This is a genomic window from Psychrobacter pacificensis (assembly GCF_018336615.1).
Taxonomy (GTDB): Bacteria; Pseudomonadota; Gammaproteobacteria; order Pseudomonadales; family Moraxellaceae; genus Psychrobacter; species Psychrobacter pacificensis.
In genome coordinates this window covers 1,635,074-1,659,244 of record NZ_CP048752.1, presented here as the reverse complement: position 1 = coordinate 1,659,244, position 24,171 = coordinate 1,635,074, and the positions used below count along the sequence as shown (strand labels likewise).

Here is a 24,171-nt window from a genome sequence, read left to right as displayed (position 1 = left end):
TAAAAGAATTACAGCGTTAACCTCGCTTCAAGTATCACATATACATCTGCACTGGGCTGCCTTGTACTACTTTTAAATTGAATCAACTATAGCTGATATATGTTAAAAATTGAATGTGGCTGACACTTTTAAGGCCGTTGGCTCACCTGCATTTAGATAGCCTGAATCTGCATAACCGCCTACTGACTGCCAATAATCTTCACCCGTAACATTGGTTACCACACCTTTTAGAGTAACGTCTTGTCCTGCTAGCATAGTGCGATAGCGTGCACCAAGGTCTAAGGTCGTATAACCATCAACCTTTAAGGTATTGGCATTATCCGAATAACGAGAGCCTGTGTGGATAATATCGCCCGTTAATGTCAATCCTTCAACTGCGGCTAAATCATATTCTAGGTTGACATTGCTCTGCAAGGTAGGCACACCAATCACTCGATTGCCATCTAATGCACTATCACCGGTGTCTTTTTGTTTGGCACTTAAATAACTGACGCCCGCATTGAGGCGCATGTTTTCGCTAGGGCTACCAAAGACAGTCAACTCCACACCTTGATGGCGGTTTTCTCCAGCCGCAGTAAACGTATTTGAGTTGTTGATATAAGCACGTGGTTCATCAGTTCGGAAGACAGCGAGACTACTGCCAATCATGCCATTGTCGTATTTCACACCCAGTTCAGTTTGCTCACTCACGTACGGATCTAGATTTTGACCACCATTAGTGACAGCGTCATTATCGTTAGTTAGAGGCGCTCTTTTACCTGGTGCTAGACTTTCGATATAATTACCGTACACAGACCAGTCCATATTCGGTTGATAGACAATACCGATACTTGGGGTCCACTCACTCTTATCGTAATGAGCCGTTTCTGCCTGCGTGTTGAAATCATAGCTGGTGGTTTTTATATTTTGATGACGCACGCCTAAAGTGGTTTTTAGCTTATCGTCGAACAGTGATATGGTGTCTGCTAGCGCAAAGCTTTGGAGTTGCTTTTCGTTGGTTAATTTTGGATCGTCTAAGTTGCCGCCAAAACCTGCCTTATTCGACCAGGTATTATCTCGATACTTAGTGGGACTATATAAGTTAGTAGGGCGTGCGCTATCAAAAGCATAAGCGCCTTTTTCTTCTTGATCGTATATATCAGCTGCTAACACCCAATCATGACCAATTTTACCCGTTTGCCATTTACCACGTAGACCGAGCTCGGCGCTTTGGACTTTATCTTCTCGAATATTATCAAATCGAGAGGTAGTGCTACTGCCATCATTATTAGTTACTGTGAGGTCTGATAAAGAATTGTCTTCATCACCACGTCGTATGCCGTAAGCACCATAAGCGGTAATATTGTCATTAAAGTCATATTCTCCTCGAATCGTACCAAAGACATCCTTTTCATCTGAGTAGGTCCAAGGCTGCGCCCAATTTTTTGAGCCGTCTGGCGCATTTGGTACACTAGACACCCCACCAAGATTGACACTAGGACGAGTCTCTGACAGCTTATTGTCTTGCCAGCCTAAATCTGCTGATAGGCGATACTGATCCCCTCTATAGTCCAAACCAAGGGCAGCCAGACCCAAGGTCGACGACTCATCATCGATAGCACTGTCACCATCTTGATAAGCAGCATTAAAACGAACACCAATAGCATCATCGCTACCAAAGCGATCACTGACATCTACCGCGATCTTACCTTGGTCACCTTGACCATAACCAAGCGTCACTTCACGTAGCGGGTCATTGCCAGCACGTTTTGGTAATAGGTTAATCGTACCACCAGCATTGCCGCCACTAGGTGCGGCACCATTTAGCATGGCAGAAGCGCCGCGCTGGACTTCAACACGCTCAAATAATTCGGTGGCGATATACTGTCGGGGCAAAATACCGTATAAGCCATTAAACATCGTATCATCTGATGTGGTGATGAAACCGCGCATAAAGTAGGCTTCTTGAAAGTTACCAAAACCCCTTGCCACGCGAACAGTAGGATCCTTTTTGAGTAGATCGCCTACACTTTGGGCTTGCTGATTGGTGATATATTCATTGGTGTATGAGGTGGTAGAGAACGGCGTATCCATGATGTCTTGGTTACCCAAGATTCCGACGCGGCTACCGGTCGCAACTTGGCCACCTTCATAAGCATCTGGCAATCCATCCGCTGAAGCATCAGCGCTACTAGTGACGACGATAGTATCAAGTACCACATTAGGAGTGGTTTGAGCATCTACATCATCTGCCTGTGCCCATGCCGATTGACTCGTTGTTAATACGATGACAAAAGTAGATAGACAGGTTGAGCATAGGGTCTTTAAAGAGAGGGGTTTAGTCGATACCAATCTCGAAGGTATAGATACTAATCGTAGAGAAGAACCAGATGCATTCGAAAGATTAAATAACGCAGCAGATAAGCGAGACAGTTGCATGAATATTTCCAGCATGTAATTTAAATCGTTATTATATTGATAATAATTTTCATTATCAATATTATTGCGGAACTAATGCTAAATATATTTTCAGGTTAAAATTCTAAATGTATTATTTATATTGCCAATAGTGGTCTTGCCTGCTCAATTTCTTGTTTTGAAATGTACTTTTAATTATCTATGAATGTCAGGTAGATTATTCACTACTTTAAAGTTCGAATTCTTAGTTTCCTAAGCTCCTCTTAAGGTTTGTTTGTTGTAATAGCGGTAGAGCAGACGATGTGATGGCGAGTCTACTAGCGGTATCTCGCCTAGATTCGATGTTTAGCAATCACGTCGTCAAAAACAAACGAACCATTAAAGGAGTGACGGTCATGACCCAACATAGCACAAGCAATCCGGCGCACGAGCCTGATATGTCTTTATCAAATACTCCTAAAACTCGACAAGTACGAGTTTGGGATATGTGGGTCAGAGTGACTCACTGGGCCGTCGCGGCTGGTATCACTGCCAATTTGCTGTTTACCGAAGAAGGCAGTGAGCTACATCAATATGTCGGTTATATCGTGGTGGGGCTAGTGGTTGTCCGTCTACTTTGGGGATTTGTGGGCACGCGTTATGCACGTTTCAGTGACTTTTTCCCCACGCCGTCTCGTATCAAACGCCACCTATCTGATTTGAGTATTCGCCACACAGACGAGCAGCATTTGGGTCATAATCCATTAGCTGCCCTGATGATGTTTGCGTTATGGGCGGTGATTATCGGCTTGGGTATTAGTGGCTATCTGATGGAAGCCAACATTTTTGCCAGTAAAGATGTCCTTGAAGAAGTTCATGAGATACTGGCCAATAGTTTATACTTACTGGTGCCGGTGCATATTATCTCTGCGATTGCCATGAGCTATTGGGAGCGGCAAAACCTGATCAAGTCGATGATAACGGGTTATAAAACGGTGACGCCGCGTCGCTCACAATAAAAAAGACAATAAAGTACATAACGTAATAGGACAATCATGGCACGCATACTATTAATAGAAGACGATAGCAATATCGCTGAAGGTCTCGTTGTTGGACTCAAAAGTCATGGTATGATGGTCGATTGGTTTAGTGATGCCAAGCAAGGTGAGATGGCACTGCAAGAGGGTATGTTTGACGCGGTGCTACTTGATTTGACCTTGCCAAGAGGGGATGGCATGACGGTGCTACAAAATTGGCGCTACAAACAGCTAGATACGCCGGTATTGATCATTACGGCTCGTGACGCGATTGCCAACCGCGTGGCTGGACTCAATGCGGGCGCCGATGATTATCTGGTCAAGCCATTTGCACTAGATGAAGTGGTTGCCCGCCTGCAGGCGTTGATACGGCGCAGTCAAGGACGTAGCCAGCCTGAGATTCGTTATGGTGACGTCGCTTATTGGCCGCACAATCACCGAGTCTCTTATCAAGGCCAAGTCGTTGAGCTCACCATCAAAGAAGTGGCGATACTCGAGCAAATGCTGACCCATCCCAAACAGATTCACAGCCGCGCAAGCTTAGAGGACAAGCTCTACGGCTGGCAACAGGATATTGAGAGCAATGCCATTGAAGTACATATCCATCATTTACGCAAAAAGCTGGGCAATGACTTTATTTTAACCAAACGTGGCATCGGCTACTATCTCAATCCAGCCCATAATCATTAATATGTTTATATTCAATTTGGCTTTCAATATACAAACCATATATGAGCAACCTATGAGCTTATGAAAAGTATCCAGCAGCGACTGTTCATCTCCTTACTCATTGGTCTGCCTTTGCTGTGGCTTATCACATCGAGCTTTATTGCTTGGCGGTTGTGGCACGAAATCAATGAGATGAATGACACACAAATCACCCAAGTGGTTCGTTACTTGATGGGCATATCCGCCAATGACGATGAGCAAAGTGACCGCGACAATAATAACGAGACAGAGCACAATGGAAAACCCGTCGCCAAAATATATAATTTAAAAAGTAAGGCGCTGTCAGGTGATCTGGGTGATGCAGAAGACGATTACATGGGTTTTGCTATTTGGGATAAAGAGGGGAATCTCTTAGCGGCTGACGAGAACGGACAGTCGTTTTCTTTTTTGCCCAATCAGCGCGGTTTTGTAGAAGAGGACAACGCTATTTATCAGCGTCTAAACCCTTTTAGTAAACGCTGGCGGTTGTTTTATGCGCATGATGACTATCGTAGCGATGATATGGGTGAGGAGCGTGTGATTGCCATTGGTCAAAGCCTTGCCTCTCGCCGAGAAATGATTGTTGAAGCGATGTCTGTGCAAGTACTGCCGATGTTAATTGGGCTGCTTTCCTTAATGATCTTGACTATCGGATTGATACGACACGGACTGATGCCATTAAGTCAGATTAGTTCTGAGGTAGAACAGCGCAAGCCGCAAGACGATCGTCCGATTACAGCGGACGTCCCACAAGAGATTCAGCCTTTAGTGACCGCGTTAAACGTGTTGTTTGTGAAAGTGGCAGACACTCTAGCACGGGAGCAGCGCTTTACCGCTGATGCCTCTCATGAGCTGCGTAGCCCACTGGCTGCGCTCAAACTACAAGCCGATCTTTTGCAGCAGCAGCTATTACAGCTGTCTGGTATAGAAAACGACAGTCAACTGTTTTATCACACGCAAAAAATCAGCGATGGTATTGAGCGCGCCACCCATTTGGTCGATCAGTTATTGGTGTTAGCCAAAATAGAGCCGCAACAGCAGTTGCCTTTTGAGCAATTAGAACGTCCAGACTGGCTGATGCTCACCGATACTGTGCTGAGCGACGTCAACCGCTTAGCGCGTGAAAAACACATCCAATTAAAACGTACCGTACACTGTGACAATTCTGCCGATATTTTACCCATTCTTATTAATCCAGTGTTGTTTAAACTATTAATCCGTAACCTATTAGACAATGCCATTCGTTATTGCCCAGAGGGCTGCCAGATTGAACTGCAGTTGGATACTGATAGTATCAAAGTGGTGGATAATGGCTTGGGCGTCGACCCAGAGCAGCTAGCGCGGCTAAGCGAGCGCTTCTATCGTCCAGCCGGTCAAACCCAAATAGGTAGTGGGCTGGGGCTATCAATTGCCAATCGAATTGCCGATCTGCACAATCTTACCTTAGCATTTGCCAACCGCCCTCAACCAGAAACAGGCTTTATCGTAACGGTCAGCAGTAAGAACGCACTCTCAAAACCGTTATAAGACATAAAGCATACTGTATTAGTCTGTATCAGTTACACTAGGGCATACCCATTCGCGTTTCTACCTTTTGAGGATTTTATGCATCATTCTATTCATGACGAAGCACATTTGAGCAATCGCAATCATTGGTTGAGGGCAGCAGTGCTGGGGGCGAACGATGGGTTGATTTCGACCGCCAGTCTATTGGTTGGGGTGGCTGCTGCCAGTACAAGCAGTCAGACATTGCTGCTGACAGGTATGGCGGCGCTGACCGCAGGTGCATTATCAATGGCGGCTGGCGAGTATATCTCGGTCTCATCACAGGCGGATACCGAAAAGGCGGATCTCGATAAAGAGCGACATGAGCTGAGGCACAATGCTGAGCGTGAGCTGCTTGAGCTCACCAAAATTTATGAGGCGCGTGGACTTGAGCATGATTTGGCGCATCAAGTGGCCGTGAGCTTGACTGAGCACAATGCGTTAGAAGCCCATGCCCGTGATGAGATTGGCCTGACGGATATTAGTGAAGCAAAGCCCATTCATGCCTCAGTGGCTTCAGGACTATCATTTATAGCGGGGGCGATACTACCCATTATTGGGATATTACTGTTACCAGCGGAAACACTGGTTTGGTCATTGTCATCTTTGACAATATTGGGTTTGATGCTACTTGGGATCATCTCTGCTCGTCTAGGCGGTGCACCTGTGATCCCTGCGACTACCAGAATCGTGGTTTGGGGCGTGCTTGCCATGGTGGCAACCTCGTTAATTGGTCGCTTATTTGGTGTGGCAATTTAAAGGCAAACTCACTCACTCCACGATTGCCTAACTGATTATCATGATTTTCTAGCATACTGTTTGATGGTGGGCAGGTCTTTGACAATGGCGTTGCCAACGATGTTGGGAAACAATCGATTGAGCCATGCAAAAAACCGTTCGGGAAACCCCAAATGCTGATGCGCTTGTTTGGTTGATATAAAGTGAATCAGTGCCTTTGCGACGGTCTCAGGCGAGTCCATTTTTACTTTCAATGCCTCATTCATGGCGACGACTGCGTCTTTATTCATGGTGGTTTTGGTGGCTCTGGGCGCAAAATAGCGAAACCTCACTGAGGTGTCGGCATACTCGCGGCCTAACGCTTCACTTGCACCGCGTAAGGCAAACTTGCTCGCGCCATAAGCACTAAAACCTGGGTAGCCAATACTTCCAAAGGTTGAGCCAATGCTGATAATTTGGCTCGGGCTAGGCTGCGCTATCAAGATAGGTAGCAGTCTTTTTATAAGCTGTAGTGGATACGCCACATTGACGAGCATTATCTGTTCAATCGTGTCATCATTTTGATCCGTGAGCAAAGCAAAATCATTGATACCTGCGTTGAGTATGACCGTATCAATGACGTTTCTATGGCCTTGTGTCATTTCCCCCAGTCCCTCTACCAGTAGCGATTGCGATGTCTGCGAGCTTAAATCACACGTATGAGACACAAGTGGGATATCAGGATAGTCTTTGGTCAACTCATCTACCAAATGAGTCAAGGTCTGGTTGTTACGCCCGACCAAAATGACAGGCTGATTATTGGCACATAATTGCCGTGCGATCTCCTGCCCGATACCACCCGTGGCACCGATTAGTATGGTGTAATTGAGCGTAGCTTGTACTAGGTCTGATTGGCCATTAGCTGGTGTCATGATGTCGCATCCTTGTTGAACATTGATTGTTAGAGCACGGACTATTGAAGCACGGATTGTGGTGAGATGTGCTGTTGCTAATCGTTTGAGTGATTCATGCCATGCCTAATGCCAAGCCCCATCGCAATATACAGCTTACGCTCTGTTAAAGGCACATCAATTTGTCGACGACCATGCATGATGCGTTTGTTGTCGAGTATCACCACATCGCCATTTTGCCACGCAATGTCTTGAGTGTATTTTTCACAAAGCTGAGTCAGCTCATCTAGGAGCGCATCATCAACGTGTTGACCGTTTGCTAGGGTGAACTCAGGTTTTTCATAGTTAAATGAGGGCCCAAGTAAAGTATTTGCAAAGGCCAGTTGACCGCTTACGTTGTCTTCTCGAATTGCAGGTATCTGTAATACGTACCGAACGCCGCCGTCTGTCTGAGGTTCTACGTGATGCGTTAACGTCTTGCTCGTCGTCGCCGTGATAAATGTCTCTAAATCATCCAAGCTTATTTGATCGGCGTCTGCTCTGCCGGTCGCAGTCGCCACATAATTTTGCCAAATGGCCTGAGGTAAATAGCGACTGATACGCATCGGCTGACTAAAGGTGGCTTTTAGCTCAGGTGATAGCGCTTGATACACTGCATGCCCATCACATATCGTTGTTTGTGAGCCTTTTTTGGCGCTCAATTCACTAAAAAAAGCAATGACGTCAGGCGGCATCGGCGTATTGCCATTTTCGATATGTAGTCCAATAGCATGCGTGCCTGCATCCACTTTTTGCGCTTCAGAAGTGATGTTTTGGCGGGCGGGATCGTAGGTCAAGGTTTGACAAAGTTGACTCATCAATTGGCTAAACGTCTCTACATCGTAGTGATAGCCTCGAAGTAACGTCCAACCATGGGTTTGCAACTCCATTAAAATATCAGCGGTTTTAGGCAAGGATACGCTAGCAGACGCGTGGGAGGTTGGTGCCTTAAAAGTGTCAAGTTCGATAACGTCGCTTTTTATCAAGTTGCTTTGTATCAGGTCGTTTTCTATCAAATCATTTGGCATCAGAGTGGTTTGCATAATATGGTCCTATTGTTGTACTGCTGGTAAAAGCGTCCGTTATAAGCCGAGTGCCGATTGATAAGCGGTAAAAATGTGCGCGCGTCGCAGTTTGCCGTTATCAGTCAATAATTCATTGTCCGTACTAAAAGGGTGCTCGGCGAGATGCCACTGTTGGATACGCGCATAGTCGGGCAAGGTTTGGTTAACGACATCTATCGCTTGCGCAATCGCAGATTGTGGATCATTGCTCGTTGCGACCATGTTGGGGTTGGCGACTATCACCGCAGACAAATGCGGCTCATTATCTCCGAGTACCGCGACCTGATAAATAATGGGCTGCGTTGAGAGCTGCGCTTCTACCCATTCAGGCGAGATATTACGGCCAAAACTACTGATGAGCACGTTTTTGCGTCGACCCGTGATGTATAAATAGCCGTCGTCATCTAAATGACCGATATCCCCTGTGGCAATGATGCCATTGTCATCCTTACTATTGTCATGGTTTAAGTAGCCTTGCATCGCATTGCCCTTTACCATTACTTCGCCACTATCTGCGATGCTGACCGAGGCGTGAGGCATAGGTTTGCCCACACTGCCTTCGCGCTTTGCTTTTGGCGTATTGAGACTGACTACCGAGCCGCATTCAGATAGGCCATAGCCTTCATAAACAGGCAAGCTTAAGGCACTGGCGTCTTGTAGTAATTGAGGGGAGACTTTGCCGCCGCCGACTGCCATAAACTTTAATGATGGCACAGCAGCATTGGCGCTGGATTTGGTTGCTCCTTTGTCTGCCATGTGCTCGCAAATGGCTTTTAGCAGTTGCGGTAATAAAATAACGCTGGCGATGTCGTATGTTTGTACCGTTGTCATCAAGCGCTTGGCATCAAATGCTTGATTGGATAACAAACCAAATTGATCAATACGCCCCGTCACTAAGGTGCGCCCCATATATAGACTCACGTAGACGCCTGCCACGTTTTCTAATAAAGTGGCAAAAGGCAACACGCTTAAATGACTAAAATTGCTTGTGGCATTGCTCACTTTTGGCGCGTGAGTAGCATCATCTGTCAAGGTATCAGCGAGCGCACCCGATAACGACTCGACAATACGCATCAATGTCTCTTGACCCAAACACACGCCTTTTGGCATGCCCGTACTGCCTGAGGTGTAAGTCACTTTGCAAAAATCGCTGGCAGTAGAGGAATTTTGAGCGGTGAAGGTATGGTCAGTGATGGTGCCAGCAAGTTGATAAAAACCACCTGTGATATGAGTCGCCTGCTCAGACTTGATGGTTTTTGTCTCTGGTGTATCAGCAATTATCCAATTATCCGTATTGTCTATGGTTGGCAGTTGTAAACCAGCGCCAACGTATACCATCTCTATCTGCGCATCTTGTAGTAAGTGCGCAATTTGCGCGGCACTAAAAAATAAGGGGATGGGCACAACAACCGCGCCGACGGTACTCAATGCCAAATCGAGTATGATCCAATCTATATCGTTATGCGCATATAAGGCGACACGCTTGCCTTGCCATGTTTCTAATGTTTGATGAAGCGCTGATAATGTACGTTGCAGCTGACCATAAGTTAGGCTGGTCGTATTATGGTTAGCTATCGTTTGTATCGCTACCTGCTTGGGAGTTTGGCGGGCATGCTGACATATCACGGTATAAATGGGGGTCATGTTATTCTCACTGTCTTGTGGTGGTGCAGTGTTATTGGTTGTTAATGCATGCGTATTAAACGGCTATCTTATTTAGCGTCAAACGCGTGGTAGCATTCATCTCTAACGTTTCGGTATAGCGATAATGTGGGGCGCATATCCGCTTAGCATCGGCCACATTGATAGCGACGACCAAGGGATTGTGCTGATAGTAATGGCCCCATGAGGATACTTGCTCAGGGTCTTCTAGCGCTTCTGCCGTGGCCTTGGCAATGACATGACTGCGAATGCCCATATGTGCCAATATATGCCGTACCGCATCGGTGCCAGTACACACGACCCAGTCTGCTTTGGTTTGGTATTCATGAGTCGTAGAATTCAGGGTGGGGGTGGATAAATAAAACACCAAAAATGCTATCATAAGCCGCGCGCTACCCGCACAACCTGATGCCAAATTGCCAATCTCAAAAATGCGCTGGCGACTGACTGGCTCGCCTGCCACTCTGCTGATCTCATGTTGTATCGGCGTGTTCAGATACTGCTCTAAAAATATCTTATCTTCACAGATAGGCTTTAGACCGATAGCAACGCTCGTCCCTTTAAATGCAGGTAACGCATTATCATCAGTGGATAACCAATCGCCATAGGATGACATATCGGCAAAACCTGAAAACAAAATGGGCATAAAGTAGCTTAATCGGGCGTGATGGATATACGCATATATGCGTTTGATAAATGCCTGGGCATCTTGGTTTTGGGCATAGGAAGCAGGCGATGTCGCTATTGGCATTTGTGTACTGGCACGAATATAGAGGGAGGAGGGTATGCCTTGCACTTCCAATATTGACATTGGCTTAACCGCTTCAATATAAAAGGTCGTATTTAGAACATTCTGTAAGGTATGAGTGCTATCAATAGATAATGACATCAGCTGTCTCCAAATGGTTAAAAGCTTTTAGCACGATTAACATCATGAAAGCATCATAAAGGAGCAACCTTAACTGAACCTTAAGATAGTATCGTCTTTAACAGGCGATATAGTTAGTTAGCAGTCGATATAGTTAGAAACGAGTATTTAGCCCAGTATTTAACCTCCATTCATGTGCAGTAATTACGGACATGATTCGCCCTAAAGCCGTAAACCGACTCAACTGCTGACTTATCATCCTCAAAAACTGCATGTATCAGTCCTTATACTATAGAAAATAGTCCAGTATAAATTCAAAAAAATGATATTTACAATAGGTGTCAGCGGTTTTTAGCCAACAATAAGTTGCCATTATAATAACTTTGACTGTGATTATATTTTGAGTTTTTTGGTGTTTATTTATCAGTCAAACAAGAATTTAGGTGCTGCAAACGCCATCAACATCGAGAGTGAAATCGGTGTGATCTCATCGCGCCTAATAATATTTACCTACTCCCTAATAAAATCCATATCAGTGTGTTTGAGCCTACTGGTTCTTATTGATATGCTATTTGGTTTTTATTCAATTGTGGAAGACAACTATGACTTTACCGCGCCATCGATTGTATTCTTTTCGCCGCTGTCCCTACGCCATGCGTGCCCGTCTCGGTCTTTTATTTGCCGAGCAGTCTGTAGCGCTGTGGGAGGTTACGCTGAAGAATAAACCCGAGCAAATGCTAGCGATTAGCCCAAAAGGGACAGTACCCGTTTTACAGTTGGCGGATGGGACCGTCATTGAAGAAAGTGACGAGATTATGATGTGGGCACTTGCGCAGAATGACCCACACGGCTTACTTGATAAAAATACATTACCGCAAGCAAATGCCTTGATTGTACAAAATGACAATGAGTTTAAATATTGGCTAGATCGATACAAATATGCAGATCGGTATCCTGAGATGACGCAGAGCGAGTATCGACAGCGGGGCGAGGTGTTTTTGCAGGTATTGGAGACGCTATTGACAAAAAATGTCTATCTATTAGGAGACAGTGTGACCACAGCGGATATTGGTATCATGCCGTTTGTTCGTCAATTTGCGCATGTTGATCGTGAGGTGTTTTATGGTTTGCCATACCCTAAATTGCAGCAGTGGTTACAAGATTGGCTTGCGCATCCGTTATTTTTGCAAGTCATGACTAAGTTTGAACCATGGCAAGAAGGCGATGAGGTGGTGATTTTTCCTTGTTAATATCTGGTATTTGAAGTTATTTATATGATCACATGAGTGGTGAGTGGTAGGTAAAGTATAGATTTGAAAGAACGTAGGAGAATACACATTGTATACTTGTAGTGGTCAAATATTTTTAGACAGTACTTAAGAGGTTTTTGTTGAAATAAAGTCTCTTTTTCTCGCTCGGTGTTAAATACTCATTAAAGCTGTGTGGTCTTACACTTTGATAATAGCCCCAAATATAATCATTTACTGCCTGCCGAGCCTCATCAATATTGTCATAGCCGTTTTTTGGCATCCACTCTGTCTTAAAGCTTCTAAAGAACCTCACCTGTTTTTCAAGCTCTTGTATACGCCGTAATTCAGGCGTTAGGTCTTTGCCTTCTGATGGCATGACACCTTAACTACTTTAGTTTGAATTAAAGTGAGTGAATGCATAGACTGAAGCAAGTAATGTTATCTTCAGTCTATGTTCGTAGTTCGATTACACTTATTCTATCGGAGACGGCTTACCGTGCGGGCTTGAGCGCAGATATTGTTTGGGCGCTTTGACGGTTGCGCCAAGCTCGGCCGCCGCGTGCCACGGCCAGTGCGGGTCATAGAGGATGCCGCGTGCCAAGGCAACTGCGTCCGCTTGCTGCTCGGTGATGATGCTTTCTGCCTGCTCGGCCTCGGTGATTAGGCCCACGGCAATGACGGGTATATTGACCGCTTCTTTTATGGCTGCGGCAAAAGGCACTTGATAGCTCGCCTTTACAGGGATTTGCTGCTCTGGGCTCAGTCCTGCGGTGCTCACATGGATATAATCACAGCCTAATGCTTCTAAGGCTTTAGCCAGCTCGATCGTTTGGGTAAGGTCCCAGCCGCCTTCGACCCAATCGGTTGCAGAAACCCGCACGCCCACTGGCTTGTCACTTGAAAACTCAGCCCGAACCGCTGTAAACACGTCAAGTAACAAGCGCATTCTGTTTTCAAGACTACCGCCGTATTGATCATCACGCTTGTTAGAAAGCGGCGATAAGAACTGATGTAATAGATAGCCGTGCGCCCCATGCAGCTCAATCAGGTCAAGGCCTAGCGTATCTGCGCGTTTTGCCGCATCGACAAAATCGCTGATGAGTGTATCAATGTCATTTTGATCCATGGCTGTGGGTACAGTAGAGTTTTCGTCATACGCAAGCGCTGATGGTGCCACCGTTTGCCAGCCATTTACCTCATCAGGGGCAATCGAGCCGTCGCCGTCCCATGGTTTTTTGGTTGACGCTTTACGCCCAGCATGGGCCAACTGGATGCCTATCGGCATTGGGCTGTACTGTCTGACAGCAGTGAGCGTTTTATCCAGTGCCGCTTGTGTCCTGTCATCCCATAATCCCAAATCAGCATAGCTGATACGCCCTTGCGGATTGACCGCCGTCGCTTCTAAAATAAGTAGCCCTGCACCGCTCAAACTCATCTGACCGATATGCATCGTATGCCAATCACTTGCCGCGCCGTCATTGGCAGAGTACTGGCACATGGGGGCGATGATAATACGGTTATCTAGGGTGAGTTGCCCAAGTGTCAAAGGCGAAAAAAGCTGGCTCATGGTAAATCCTTAAAAAAACGCGCCTCGCTTAAAGGCATGGAAAATAACAGGAAAAATCGATATAAATGGTTTATATAATTAGCGCTTGAATACATGATGGGGATGAATGGTTGTTTTTATAGGTTACATTTAAGTGAGGCTAGCTGATATATAGATTACTCTCAATCATGTTTTTCATATGTAGCAGGCGAGGGGCGATGTCTTCTTCTAGCTTGGTGCGACTCAGGATAAAACTTGGCGCACCGCAGTTAAAAGTGAGCAAACCTTCCGTCGGGTGCATCAGCGCAATGGCAACCGCATTGACATCCTTTTGCCATTCACTGATAGAAAAACAATAGCCGTAATCTTCATAATCTTGAAAGGCTTTGTCCAGCCCTCGTCTGATCTTTAGCCAATCATCCTTGTACTTATTGCGAATCGCATTTAGGATAAATTCTTGCTCAGCAGGCGGCATGCTGGCGAGGCAAGCTCGTCCCATTGAGCTTAAATGAATGGGGAGGTATGAGCCGATATTGCGCTGCATGGTCGTGCTACCAGCGCCCTGTACCACATTGAGATAGACCATCATCAACCGATCGCGCGTCGCCATAGCCACCGCACTATTGGCATAATCTGCAAGCTCTTCCATATAAGGGGTCGCGAGGTTATTGATAGAGATGTTGGTCATCATGGTATAGCCAAACCCAAGCACGCCGGTTGAGAGCTGATACTTACTGCTTGTAGTAGACTGTTTGAGATAGCCTAATTTGACCAAGGTATAGGTGAGGCGAGTGATGGTACCCTTAGGAATCCCTGTCAGTTGACTCAGCTCTTGATTGCCCAGATAAGGTCGCTTCGGGGTAAAACAGCGCAGTAGCTCAAGACCACGAGCCAACGCGGTGACAAACTGTCTGTCGTTTTTGCCCTGCATCTCTGCAATGGGTTCTAGAAGCTCCATATGCATCTCATTATTAGGGTCGTCATTGGCAAGGGTGTCGTTCGTCATAGGCGGTCTATTATCCCCAATTCAGTCCATACAAGCATAGTAAAATTATCACTACCTAGCGTCACCGTGAGCCAGTATTGCTCTATAGAACAAGTATTTAGCAAATACTCATTATAGGCTTTATCACTGACTCACGGTCACATACCAAAGGCAGTTTATCTTGTTCATTATACTATATTACCGTACATTTATATTCTCAGCATAGCATGATATGGGGAGATTGTTTCGCTATGCGGTATGAACGGTCGTAATATAGGGAGTCAACGGCATTATAAAAGATTTTATGAGGCCTCTTGTGGATCATACTGCTTTTCTTTGATAAACAAAGTTGGGATCAGACCACATAAGAAGTAAGCACCTGCCATCAGCAGCAGACCTGCACCGATGGAGTTATGCATGGCCATATAGCCAATAGCGACAGGGGCAATCACAGAACCAAGTCGTCCGATATTAAAGGCGCCGCCAATGGCTGTCCCTCGAATAGCTGTTGGGAAGCTCTCGGTCAGATAAGTAGCATTGATGGCATAAGGAATCCCATATAAGAAGCCAAAAGTAATCATTAACCAGCCAATGTTCTCCGGGGTGTGCGTGTATACCAAAATAGGGATAAACAGTGCAGTACCCATGGTACCAAAGGCAAAGACGATCTTGCGGCCGATTTTATCCGCCATAAATCCTGCCACTACTTTGGCAAACATCATGGTCAAGTAAGTGCCCGCCATATATAGCGCCATCTCTTTAAACTTAATTCCAAGCTCGGTCTCTAAATAAGACGGCAACCAGTTGCTTACCCCAAAATAGCCAAACAGTAACAACCCTGAGCTCATCGACCACAATATAAACATAATGCGATGCTTGGGGTTTTCAAAGATAGCCTTGTAAGGGTTTTCCGCTTTTTTGGTTGTATCTTTTTCGCCGCTTAATTTGCGCGCACGCGCCTCTTTCCAGGATTGTGGCTCAGGTACTAAGAAGTACATGGAGATGGCTAGCAGCAGTGGCAAAAACGTCAATAGATATAAAGTGCGCCAGCCATAGCTAGGGATGATCCATGCTGAAACGCTGGTAATCACCAAAGATCCGAGCGTAAACCCTGTCATGAGTGCGGCAAGTACCGTGGTTCGATGCTTCGTCGGCACCATCTCAGACATCAACGTGTTGGTGGCGATATATAAGCTGCCAAGCCCTAAGCAAGCAATAAATCGTAGTGCCACAAACTGCTCATAGCTCTGCACAAGCCCACTAAAACCAGATAGGATAGAAAACATCCCAGTCGCCAGAACGATCACGCGTACCCGTCCAAAGCGGTCACAGGCCCAGCCGCCAAAAACCCCGCCAATAGCCATGCCAAACAATGACCAGCTGCCCAGCGCGCCAGCTTGTACATTGGTCAATCCAAATTCTTGCTTGAGACTAGAGAGGGTAAAAGCAAGAATACCGATGTCAGCGCCATCACATAGCAATACCAAAAAACAAAAAACAAAGGCCAGCTTCCAAGGCTGTTTTTGGACCGCGCTTGCGCTTGGGTCTGACGTTATAGCGACACTTTTCACAATGTATATCCTTATCGTTGTGAGAATCAAAGTCTGAGTTATAAAGAGAAGGGAACGGCATCAGCATCCTAGCAAATACCGCCTTGTGTTTTGGTGAGCACGCCTGCGAGATAGATTACTCGCTGGCTTCTTTGATCATATTGCGGGCAATGATGACTTGCTGAATTTGGGTCGTACCTTCATACAGACGATAGAGACGCACATCACGATAAAAACGCTCAATACCATAATCTGCGATATAGCCTGCGCCGCCATGGATTTGTACGGCTCTATCCGCCACGCGGCCACACATCTCGGTGGCAAACATTTTGGCGCATGAGGATTCGGTCACGACATCTTTGCCCTCATCACGTAGACGCGCCGCATCTAGTACCATGGATTTGGCGGCATAAATCTCTGCTTTTGAGTCAGCGAGCATGCCTTGAATGAGCTGAAAACTGGCAATAGGCTGCCCAAATTGCTTACGCTCGACGGCATAATGTAATGCATCATTTAGCATGCGAGTGGCGGCGCCAGTACTGGCGGCTGCAATGTGCAATCGTCCTTTATCAAGAACTTTCATCGCGGTTTTGAAGCCCACACCTTCGACACCGCCGATGAGCGCATCGGCTGGCACGACGCAGTTATCAAAGATCACATCACAGGTATGCGCGCCTTTTTGGCCCATTTTTTTGTCAATTTTGCCCAAAGTAATACCCGGTGTGTCGCTCTCCACAATAAATGCCGAAATGCCGCCAGCGCGTTTGTTTTGTGGGTCAGTACGTGCCATGACAGTGAAGATGCCCGCTTGCGGGGCGTTGGTGATATAGCGTTTGGTACCGTTGATGATATAAGTATCACCATCTCTAACAGCGGTTGTCTTTAATGAGGCCGCATCTGAGCCTGAGTCAGGCTCGGTCAAGCAAAATGAACCAATGATCTCTCCACTGGCAAGGCGAGGTAGATATTTCTGCTTTTGCGCTTCTGTCCCATCAATCACAAGACCAGAGGAGCCAATACCATTATTGGTGCCAATCAGTGATCGAAAGGCAGGAGAGGTACGTCCCAGCTCAAATGCCAAGGTCACTTCTTCTTCCATCGTGACACCAAGACCACCGTACTCTTCAGGAATGGTCAGCCCAAATAGCCCAAGCTCGCGCATCTGCTCGATGATCTCTTCTGGTAGGCGATCGTTTTCTGCCACCCAGTGCTCCAGAGGAACGAGTTGGTCATTAACGAAGTTGCGGATGGTATGAGTGATATGGTCGAGGGTTTCTTTATCTCTAATCATATGAGTCTTCCTTGTTGGATAAATGCCTGTTTGATTGATGACTGATAGTCATAATGGTTTTTAACCTGATAGTCATAACGGCTTTTTGACGATGTTAGTCATGTGACGTCCTTGGATAATTAGCATAATCGATGAATAAGTAAATTACAATAGTTTTGGTTTAAAAAACCGCATTGCGGTATTTTTATTATAAATATGATAATTATTCTCTATAATTTTTCTCATTTAACCAATTTTTTCCCTTCACAAACCAAAATAAACAGTATATATTGATATTAAATACCGCATAGCGATATTTTTATTTCAAAATAATCGTTTTAATATGTATTTGTACTTTATATCAGAATGAGGTTTAAGGAGTGGATCATGGAAGAGCAACTCATTATTTGTGAAAAACCAAAAGAGGGCGTGAGTGTCATCACGCTCAATCGCCCCAAAGTGCGCAATGCACTAAACAGTGAGCTACGCCAACAAATGGCAGATTTGTTCATTCAGTTAAATGATGATCCACAAACCAAGGCGATCGTGCTGACGGGTGGTGACAAGGTGTTTGCCGCTGGTGCCGACATCAATGATTTTTTGACGATCAGTACGGCTGATATGTATTTGCGTCGTAGCGAGCGCTATTGGGATGCCATCACTCATTGCCGCAAGCCCATCATCGCGGCTGTCAATGGCTATGCGCTTGGCGGCGGCTGTGAGCTGGCCATGCATGCTGACATCATCATCGCTGGCAAATCTGCCAAATTTGGGCAGCCCGAGATCAAAATAGGACTCATGCCAGGAGCAGGAGGCACGCAGCGTTTGTTTCGTGCCCTTGGCAAACACAAGGCCATGAAGATGGTACTGACTGGCGATATGATCAGTGCTGATGAGGCGGACACAATGGGGCTGGTCTCTGAAGTCGTCGACGATGAGGCTACCATCACTCGCGCCATCGAGATTGCCGAGCAGCTATCAAACTATTCTCCTATTGCCTTAGCGCAAATCAAGGAGGTGGCAACGCTGGGTGCTGATATGCCTTTAGAAGGCGCGTTAGCACTGGAGCGTAAAGCCTTTCAGATTCTGTTTGATACGCATGACCAAAAAGAAGGCGCCAAAGCTTTTTTGGAAAAGCGCTCAGCCGACTATAAAGGCTATTAAGGGGCAGATGCCGCTTATCTCTTTTGTCCACGCCGACCAACTCCTATCGCAAACTATGTAGAGAATCATTATGACCGTGAATACACTTGCCATTGTTGGCACTGGTATTATGGGTATGGGTATTGCCCAAATTGCTGCCCAAGCTGATATCCAAGTTCTTTTATATGACGCCAAAGCAGGCGCAGCTGAGCAAGGGCGACACTCCTTGCAAGCCATGCTCGAAAAGCTCACCGCTAAAGGCAAATTCAGCGATGATGAGCTACAAGCTATGCTAAACCGTTTAACCGTCGTCCAAGAGTTAAGCCAAATCGCGACCGCTGAGATCGTGGTTGAAGCCATTATCGAAAATCTAGACATCAAAAAACAGCTTTTTGCCCAGTTAGAAGAGGTCGTCACCGCCGATACTATTTTGGCGACCAATACTTCCTCATTATCAGTTACCGCCATCGCTGCTGACTGCGATCATCCAGAGCGCGTGGCAGGGTTTCACTTTTTTAACCCCGTACCACTGATGAAAATTGTAGAAATCATTCCGGGCCTTTCTACTCAGCAATCAGTTATTGATGCGCTCACTGATTTGGCCAAGCGGATGGGTCATCTGGGTGTGGTCGCAAAAGACACACCGGGTTTCATCGTCAACCATGGTGGCAGAGCCTATGGCACCGAAGCGTTAAAAATACTGGGTGAGGGCGTCGCAAGTTTTGAGCAAATCGACCGTATTTTACGTGAGGGCGCCGGCTTTCGCATGGGGCCGTTTGAGCTGTTAGATCTGACGGGCATTGATGTGTCACACCCCGTGATGGAGTCAATTTACGACCAGTTTTATCATGAAGCGCGCTATCGCCCGCATCCATTAACCCGTCAAATGCTGGTAGGCAAAAAGCTCGGCCGTAAAGTTGGCGGCGGTTTTTATCAATACGAAAAAGGTCAAAAGATTTCTGTAGATAGCGCTCAAAATCAATCGTCCGAAGTGCTTGTATCTGATGCCACTATTAGCTCAGTTTGGATTGGCGCTGATTTGGCAGAAGATAAAACGCAGCTAATTGATTACTTAAATGCTCATGACGTCACTATCGATGACAACGACACACCACACCCTGATAGTTTGGTGCTACTCGCCATCTATGGCGAAGATACGACCAATGCCGCGATTCGTTATCAGGTTGATCCCAAGCAAGCCGTTGCCATTGATATGCTTACCGAGCTTACAAAGCATCGTACGTTGATGCCAAGCATCGTCACGCAAGAACGATTCGTGGCGCAAGCTTATGCATTATTTGGCAGTAGCACGGGTAATAAAGGCTCAGATAGTCGTGAAGCAGATGCGCAGGAGGCGGGTAGTGCCACGCTGATTGCCGAAAGTACAGGTTTTGTGGCACAGCGGGTGGTCGCCATGGTAATCAATCTCGGCTGTGATATCGCCATGCAAAAAATTGCCACGCCAGAGGATATCGATAATGCCGTCAAGCTTGGGCTGGGGTATCCGTATGGTCCGATCTCTTGGGGCGATCATCTTGGTGCCTCGCGTGTGCTGCTCATTTTAGAGCGTATTTACGCGCTCACAGGCGACCCACGCTATCGCCCAAGCCCTTGGTTACAGCGCCGCGCCAAGCTGGCTGTGTCATTGTTCACTCAGCAGGCCATTTATTAGCACAAACAACAAAATATCGTTATAAAACTATTTATTCAAAGTGAAAAAATACAACAAGGACACGTTATGTTAGATGCCTATATTTATGATGGATTAAGAAGCCCTTTTGGTCGCTATGTCGGTGCATTGGCAACGGTGCGTCCTGATGATCTGGTTGCCACCGTGATAAAAGCGCTGGTCGAAAAACATCAATTGCCGAGCGATGTGTTTGATGAAGTGCTGCTAGGCAGTGCCAACCAAGCGGGTGAGGATTCTCGCAATATCGCGCGCAATGCCGCTCTGTTAGCAGGATTGGATGTCACCACGCCGGGTCAGACCGTCAACCGCTTATGTGCGTCAGGTCTGTCTACCGTGGTCGATGCTGCGCACAGTATTACGTGTCATGAAGGGGATATTATTTTGGCGGGTGGGGTCGAGTCGATGACGCGTGCGCCTTTTGTCTTTGCCAAGACAGAAAAGCCGTTTAGCCGTGACTTTAAAGTATTTGATACGACCATCGGTAGCCGTTTTCCTAACCCAAAGATTATTGAGCAGTTCGGTAGCGATACCATGCCGCAGACGGGTGACAATGTTGCTCATAAATATGGCATCACGCGCGAGGAAGCCGATAAGTTTGCCGCCGCATCGCAATCCAAATATCAAGCTGCCAAGCAAGCAGGATTCTTTGACGATGAGATAACGCCTATCACCGTCCCACAAGGTAAAAAGTTGCCCGAAAAAGTCGTTACCGATGATGAGCATCCTCGTGCCAGCTCCGATATTGCAGCGCTACAAAAGCTTAAACCTTTAAATGAAAATGGCATAGTTACGGCAGGTAATGCCTCCGGTATCAATGATGGTGCTGCTGCGCTTATCATCGGCTCAAAACAAGCAGAAGAGAAGCTAGGCTTTAAGCCCATTGCCAAAATCTTATCATCAGGTGCGATGGGGGTTGAGCCTAACATCATGGGCGTGGGTCCTGTTGAAGCGATTAAGCTGGCATTAAAGCGTGCAAATTTAACGCTAGATGACATGTCTGTCATTGAGATTAATGAAGCTTTTGCCTCACAGGTACTGGGTTGTCTAAAAGGGTTGGATATTGATTTTGATGATAAGCGCGTCAATCCTAATGGCGGCGCCATCGCGGTCGGGCATCCGCTGGGCGCATCTGGTGCACGAATCGCTTTGAGTACCGCTCGAGAATTACAACGTACGGGCGGCAAATATGCAGTGGTTAGCCTATGCATTGGCATCGGGCAAGGGCTTGCCATGGTGATAGAGCGCGTCTGATATTAAAAGCACGCGCCACATTACTGATTATCAAGAACAGTTTATTATCAAGGATGACACTATGACTACCATACTCAATCAACATGACAACTACCATCAGGCCGAAGAAGCGTATGGGTTTCCGTTAATTATTAAGCAGCTACTCAACCGTGCCAAAATCGCTTCCACCAACCAAACCATTAGCTATGCGGACAAAGTGACTTATACTTATGCTGAGTTTTTTAAGCGTATCAATCGCTTGGCCAATGTCTTAAAAAACATGGGTTTGCAGGCAGGTGATGTGGTCGCGGTCATGGATTGGGACAGTCATCGTTACCTTGAGGCATACTTTGCCGTGCCGATGTCGGGCATGATTTTACAAACGGTCAATGTGCGCTTATCTGAAGATAAAGTGCTGTACACCGTCAACCATGCTGCACCCAAAGCACTGCTGTTAAATGCTGAATTTGCGCCGATGATCAAAGATTATCGTGACGATGCACCGTCTATTGAGCATGTCATCTGGGCAGACGATGCAGAGGATGACAATGCAAGTAGTGAGAAAGCTGAGCTGCCTGACTATGTTGACGGTGAATATGAGGCGCTATTAGCAGCTGCTAGTGACGAGTTTGACTTCCCAGATTTTGATGAAAACACCATCGCGACCACCTTTTATACCAGTGGGACGACAGGCGATCCAAAAGGAGTTTTCTTTACCCATCGCCAGATCGTACTACAGACGATGGCAAGCACTTTGGCATCAGCGCTCAATGCCGAAGGTCAAGGCGCGCGCTACGACGATGTCTATATGCCAATGACGCCTTTATTCCATGTTCATGCGTGGTGCTGGCCATATGGCGCAACAATGATAGGGCTAAACCAAGTATATCCGGGGCGCTATCTAGCTCCAAAGCTTGTCGATTTGATTGAGCAGCATAAAGTCACGCTATCGCATGGCGTCCCCGCCATATTGCAGATGCTCCTCAAAGAAATGGCCGCGCGCGGTCGTAAGTTTGAGAATCTCAAACTACTGCTAGGGGGCTCAAAGCTCAATGAGGGCTTAGCTAAAGCCGCTATCGAGTGCGGTATTGAGTTTATGTCAGGGTTTGGGATGTCAGAGTCCTGCCCTGTGCTGTCTCGAGCGGTATTCGATGACAAAACCGAGTCAATGACCCTAGAGGACAATCTCAATTATCGCTGTCTGTCAGGCTCGCCCATCATGCTGGTATCGATGGAAATTTGGGACGAAAATGGTCAACCCCAACCGATGGATGGTGAGTCGACAGGCGAGCTTGTGATACGAGCGCCGTGGCTAACGCAAAGCTACTTTAAAAATCCCGATGCAGGCAATGCGTTATGGAAAGGCGGCTGGATGCATACGCAAGACATTGCCTGCATAAGCGCCGATGGTACGCTGAGCATCACCGATAGACTAAAAGACGTTATCAAGTCTGGTGGCGAATGGGTGTCCTCGCTTGAGGTTGAGACGATTCTATCCTTTCACCCAAGCGTTGCTGATATCGCGGTAATTGGTGTCCCAGATACGCGCTGGGGCGAGCGCCCTCTTGCATTGGTCGTGCTAAAACCAGACTATGCCGATACAACGTCGACAGATATTTTGGCACTGGGTCATCAAGCGGTTGAGAGAGGTCATTTGCCAAAATATGGCGTCCCAAGTGAAGTGAGGTTCTTATCCGAGATGCCAAAAACCAGCGTCGGTAAACTCGATAAAAAACGCATGCGCTCGATGTATTCAGAAAACCTCATCTAGCCAAATAGACCTGTCACCATCACAGCGAGTTTACTAACAGAAAAGACGTATATAAACCCTAGTATCTGCATAAATGCTAGGGATGGAGGAGGTGTGTGTCATGAGTACCCTGAGTCACACGCATCATCTATATAACAAAACCTACCTAATAAAAAGAGACAAGCTATGGAAGCGGTTCCTACATTTCCAGAAATACAAGAAGCTGTCACCAGTGATGACAGTCATCCATTACACGACTTTACGGTGATCTACCCTCAACAAGTGGAATGGGGTGATATGGATACCTTTGGTCATGTCAACAATGTGGTCTATTACGAATACTCTCAAAATGCTCGTATTTACTACAACAGGCGGCTTGGTTTATTTAATGAAAAAACGTTTTCGGTGATGGCGGCCTCGTCATGTCGATACCTTACTCCAGTTGCTTATCCTGATACGTTGTGGATCGGCGTCAAGGTCAAAAAAATCGGCAACTCAAGTCTGGTGCACGAATACACCTATTATAGTACCGCACTAAAAAAAGTCGTTGCAATCGGTGAGTCGGTTTTGGTCTATCTCGATAAATTGAGCGGACAAAAAAAGCCAATCGATGAGACGCAAAAAGAAGCCATTGCAGCATTAGAGAGTATCGACCAAGAAGCATAACACCCAATAGAACATCAATTCGTTACTGACTCTTTGATGAGACAGCAGGTAATAGGTAGGAGGCAATTTATAAAAAACGCATTCATGGTTATGAAGTAAAGAGCGCGTAATCGCCATTGGCATTGATAAGGATATCAACATATAACAGGGAAGAGAGGAATGAT

General features: G+C 46.3%; 19 protein-coding genes and 1 pseudogene. 10 read left to right on the top strand and 10 right to left on the bottom strand.

Annotated features, from left to right (window positions below):
- Positions 1–102: 102 nt before the first annotated feature.
- Positions 103–2,418 carry a TonB-dependent receptor gene (locus GYK50_RS07060; RefSeq protein ID WP_212563572.1) on the bottom strand — a complete coding sequence of 772 codons (2,316 nt, stop codon included), beginning with the start codon at positions 2,416–2,418 and terminating at the stop codon, positions 103–105.
- A gap of 374 nt (positions 2,419–2,792) precedes the next feature.
- Between GYK50_RS07060 and GYK50_RS07055 the strand changes: the two genes are divergently transcribed.
- From GYK50_RS07055 to GYK50_RS07040, 4 genes are all read left to right on the top strand, one after another.
- Positions 2,793–3,395, top strand: a complete 603-nt coding sequence (locus GYK50_RS07055; protein WP_212563571.1) for a cytochrome b/b6 domain-containing protein — start codon at positions 2,793–2,795, stop codon at positions 3,393–3,395.
- A gap of 36 nt (positions 3,396–3,431) precedes the next feature.
- Positions 3,432–4,103 (top strand): response regulator, encoded by a 672-nt coding sequence (locus tag GYK50_RS07050; RefSeq protein ID WP_071001505.1) that lies wholly within the window; start codon positions 3,432–3,434, stop codon positions 4,101–4,103.
- A 60-nt stretch (positions 4,104–4,163) separates the two neighbouring features.
- Positions 4,164–5,648 carry an ATP-binding protein gene (locus GYK50_RS07045; protein WP_071001506.1) on the top strand — a complete coding sequence of 495 codons (1,485 nt, stop codon included), beginning with the start codon at positions 4,164–4,166 and terminating at the stop codon, positions 5,646–5,648.
- 78 nt (positions 5,649–5,726) lie between these two features.
- Positions 5,727–6,425: a VIT1/CCC1 transporter family protein gene (locus GYK50_RS07040; protein ID WP_071001507.1), complete on the top strand. Its 699-nt coding sequence runs from the start codon at positions 5,727–5,729 to the stop codon at positions 6,423–6,425.
- A 38-nt stretch (positions 6,426–6,463) separates the two neighbouring features.
- On the opposite strand, the gene GYK50_RS07035 is transcribed toward GYK50_RS07040, so the two are convergent.
- From GYK50_RS07035 to GYK50_RS07020, 4 genes are all read right to left on the bottom strand, one after another.
- The gene (locus tag GYK50_RS07035; protein WP_071001508.1) at positions 6,464–7,315 is read right to left on the bottom strand and encodes an SDR family oxidoreductase; all 852 of its coding nucleotides are present in this window, start codon (positions 7,313–7,315) and stop codon (positions 6,464–6,466) included.
- Positions 7,316–7,392: 77 nt separating this feature from the next.
- Positions 7,393–8,376: a TauD/TfdA family dioxygenase gene (locus GYK50_RS07030; protein WP_284719343.1), complete on the bottom strand. Its 984-nt coding sequence runs from the start codon at positions 8,374–8,376 to the stop codon at positions 7,393–7,395.
- 39 nt (positions 8,377–8,415) lie between these two features.
- Complete coding sequence (locus tag GYK50_RS07025) at positions 8,416–10,041, bottom strand: AMP-binding protein (protein ID WP_212563570.1); 1,626 nt, start codon at positions 10,039–10,041, stop codon at positions 8,416–8,418.
- A 55-nt stretch (positions 10,042–10,096) separates the two neighbouring features.
- Positions 10,097–10,948 (bottom strand): thermostable hemolysin, encoded by an 852-nt coding sequence (locus tag GYK50_RS07020; protein WP_083328807.1) that lies wholly within the window; start codon positions 10,946–10,948, stop codon positions 10,097–10,099.
- A 581-nt stretch (positions 10,949–11,529) separates the two neighbouring features.
- On the opposite strand from GYK50_RS07020, the gene GYK50_RS07015 reads away from it, so the two are divergent.
- Entirely contained in the window at positions 11,530–12,177 is a 648-nt protein-coding gene (locus GYK50_RS07015) for a glutathione S-transferase (RefSeq protein ID WP_201606695.1), read from the top strand.
- A 115-nt stretch (positions 12,178–12,292) separates the two neighbouring features.
- Here GYK50_RS07015 and GYK50_RS07010 read toward each other — a convergent pair.
- From GYK50_RS07010 to GYK50_RS06990, 5 genes and pseudogenes are all read right to left on the bottom strand, one after another.
- A pseudogene (locus GYK50_RS07010) lies at positions 12,293–12,487 on the bottom strand (integrase core domain-containing protein); the annotation flags it as partial.
- Between the two features lie 162 nt (positions 12,488–12,649).
- Positions 12,650–13,744 (bottom strand): NADH:flavin oxidoreductase/NADH oxidase, encoded by a 1,095-nt coding sequence (locus GYK50_RS07005; protein WP_212563568.1) that lies wholly within the window; start codon positions 13,742–13,744, stop codon positions 12,650–12,652.
- Positions 13,745–13,883: 139 nt separating this feature from the next.
- Positions 13,884–14,729, bottom strand: coding sequence for an IclR family transcriptional regulator (locus GYK50_RS07000; RefSeq protein WP_071001513.1), 846 nt, complete (start codon positions 14,727–14,729; stop codon positions 13,884–13,886).
- 281 nt (positions 14,730–15,010) lie between these two features.
- On the bottom strand, positions 15,011–16,279 hold the full coding sequence (locus GYK50_RS06995) for an MFS transporter (protein WP_071001514.1): 1,269 nt from the start codon (positions 16,277–16,279) through the stop codon (positions 15,011–15,013).
- 115 nt (positions 16,280–16,394) lie between these two features.
- Positions 16,395–17,549, bottom strand: a complete 1,155-nt coding sequence (locus GYK50_RS06990) for an acyl-CoA dehydrogenase family protein (protein WP_058025401.1) — start codon at positions 17,547–17,549, stop codon at positions 16,395–16,397.
- A gap of 366 nt (positions 17,550–17,915) precedes the next feature.
- On the opposite strand from GYK50_RS06990, the gene GYK50_RS06985 reads away from it, so the two are divergent.
- The 5 genes from GYK50_RS06985 (at position 17,916) to GYK50_RS06965 (ending at position 24,007) form a co-directional block, all read left to right on the top strand.
- Entirely contained in the window at positions 17,916–18,692 is a 777-nt protein-coding gene (locus tag GYK50_RS06985) for an enoyl-CoA hydratase (RefSeq protein WP_212563567.1), read from the top strand.
- 70 nt (positions 18,693–18,762) lie between these two features.
- A complete protein-coding gene (locus GYK50_RS06980) occupies positions 18,763–20,343 on the top strand; it encodes a 3-hydroxyacyl-CoA dehydrogenase (protein ID WP_212563566.1) in 1,581 nt (526 codons plus the stop codon).
- 66 nt (positions 20,344–20,409) lie between these two features.
- Complete coding sequence (locus GYK50_RS06975; protein ID WP_212563565.1) at positions 20,410–21,612, top strand: 3-oxoadipyl-CoA thiolase; 1,203 nt, start codon at positions 20,410–20,412, stop codon at positions 21,610–21,612.
- A 61-nt stretch (positions 21,613–21,673) separates the two neighbouring features.
- Positions 21,674–23,362 (top strand): fatty acid--CoA ligase, encoded by a 1,689-nt coding sequence (locus GYK50_RS06970; protein WP_212563564.1) that lies wholly within the window; start codon positions 21,674–21,676, stop codon positions 23,360–23,362.
- A 165-nt stretch (positions 23,363–23,527) separates the two neighbouring features.
- Positions 23,528–24,007, top strand: coding sequence for an acyl-CoA thioesterase (locus GYK50_RS06965; RefSeq protein ID WP_071001519.1), 480 nt, complete (start codon positions 23,528–23,530; stop codon positions 24,005–24,007).
- Positions 24,008–24,171 lie beyond the last annotated feature (164 nt).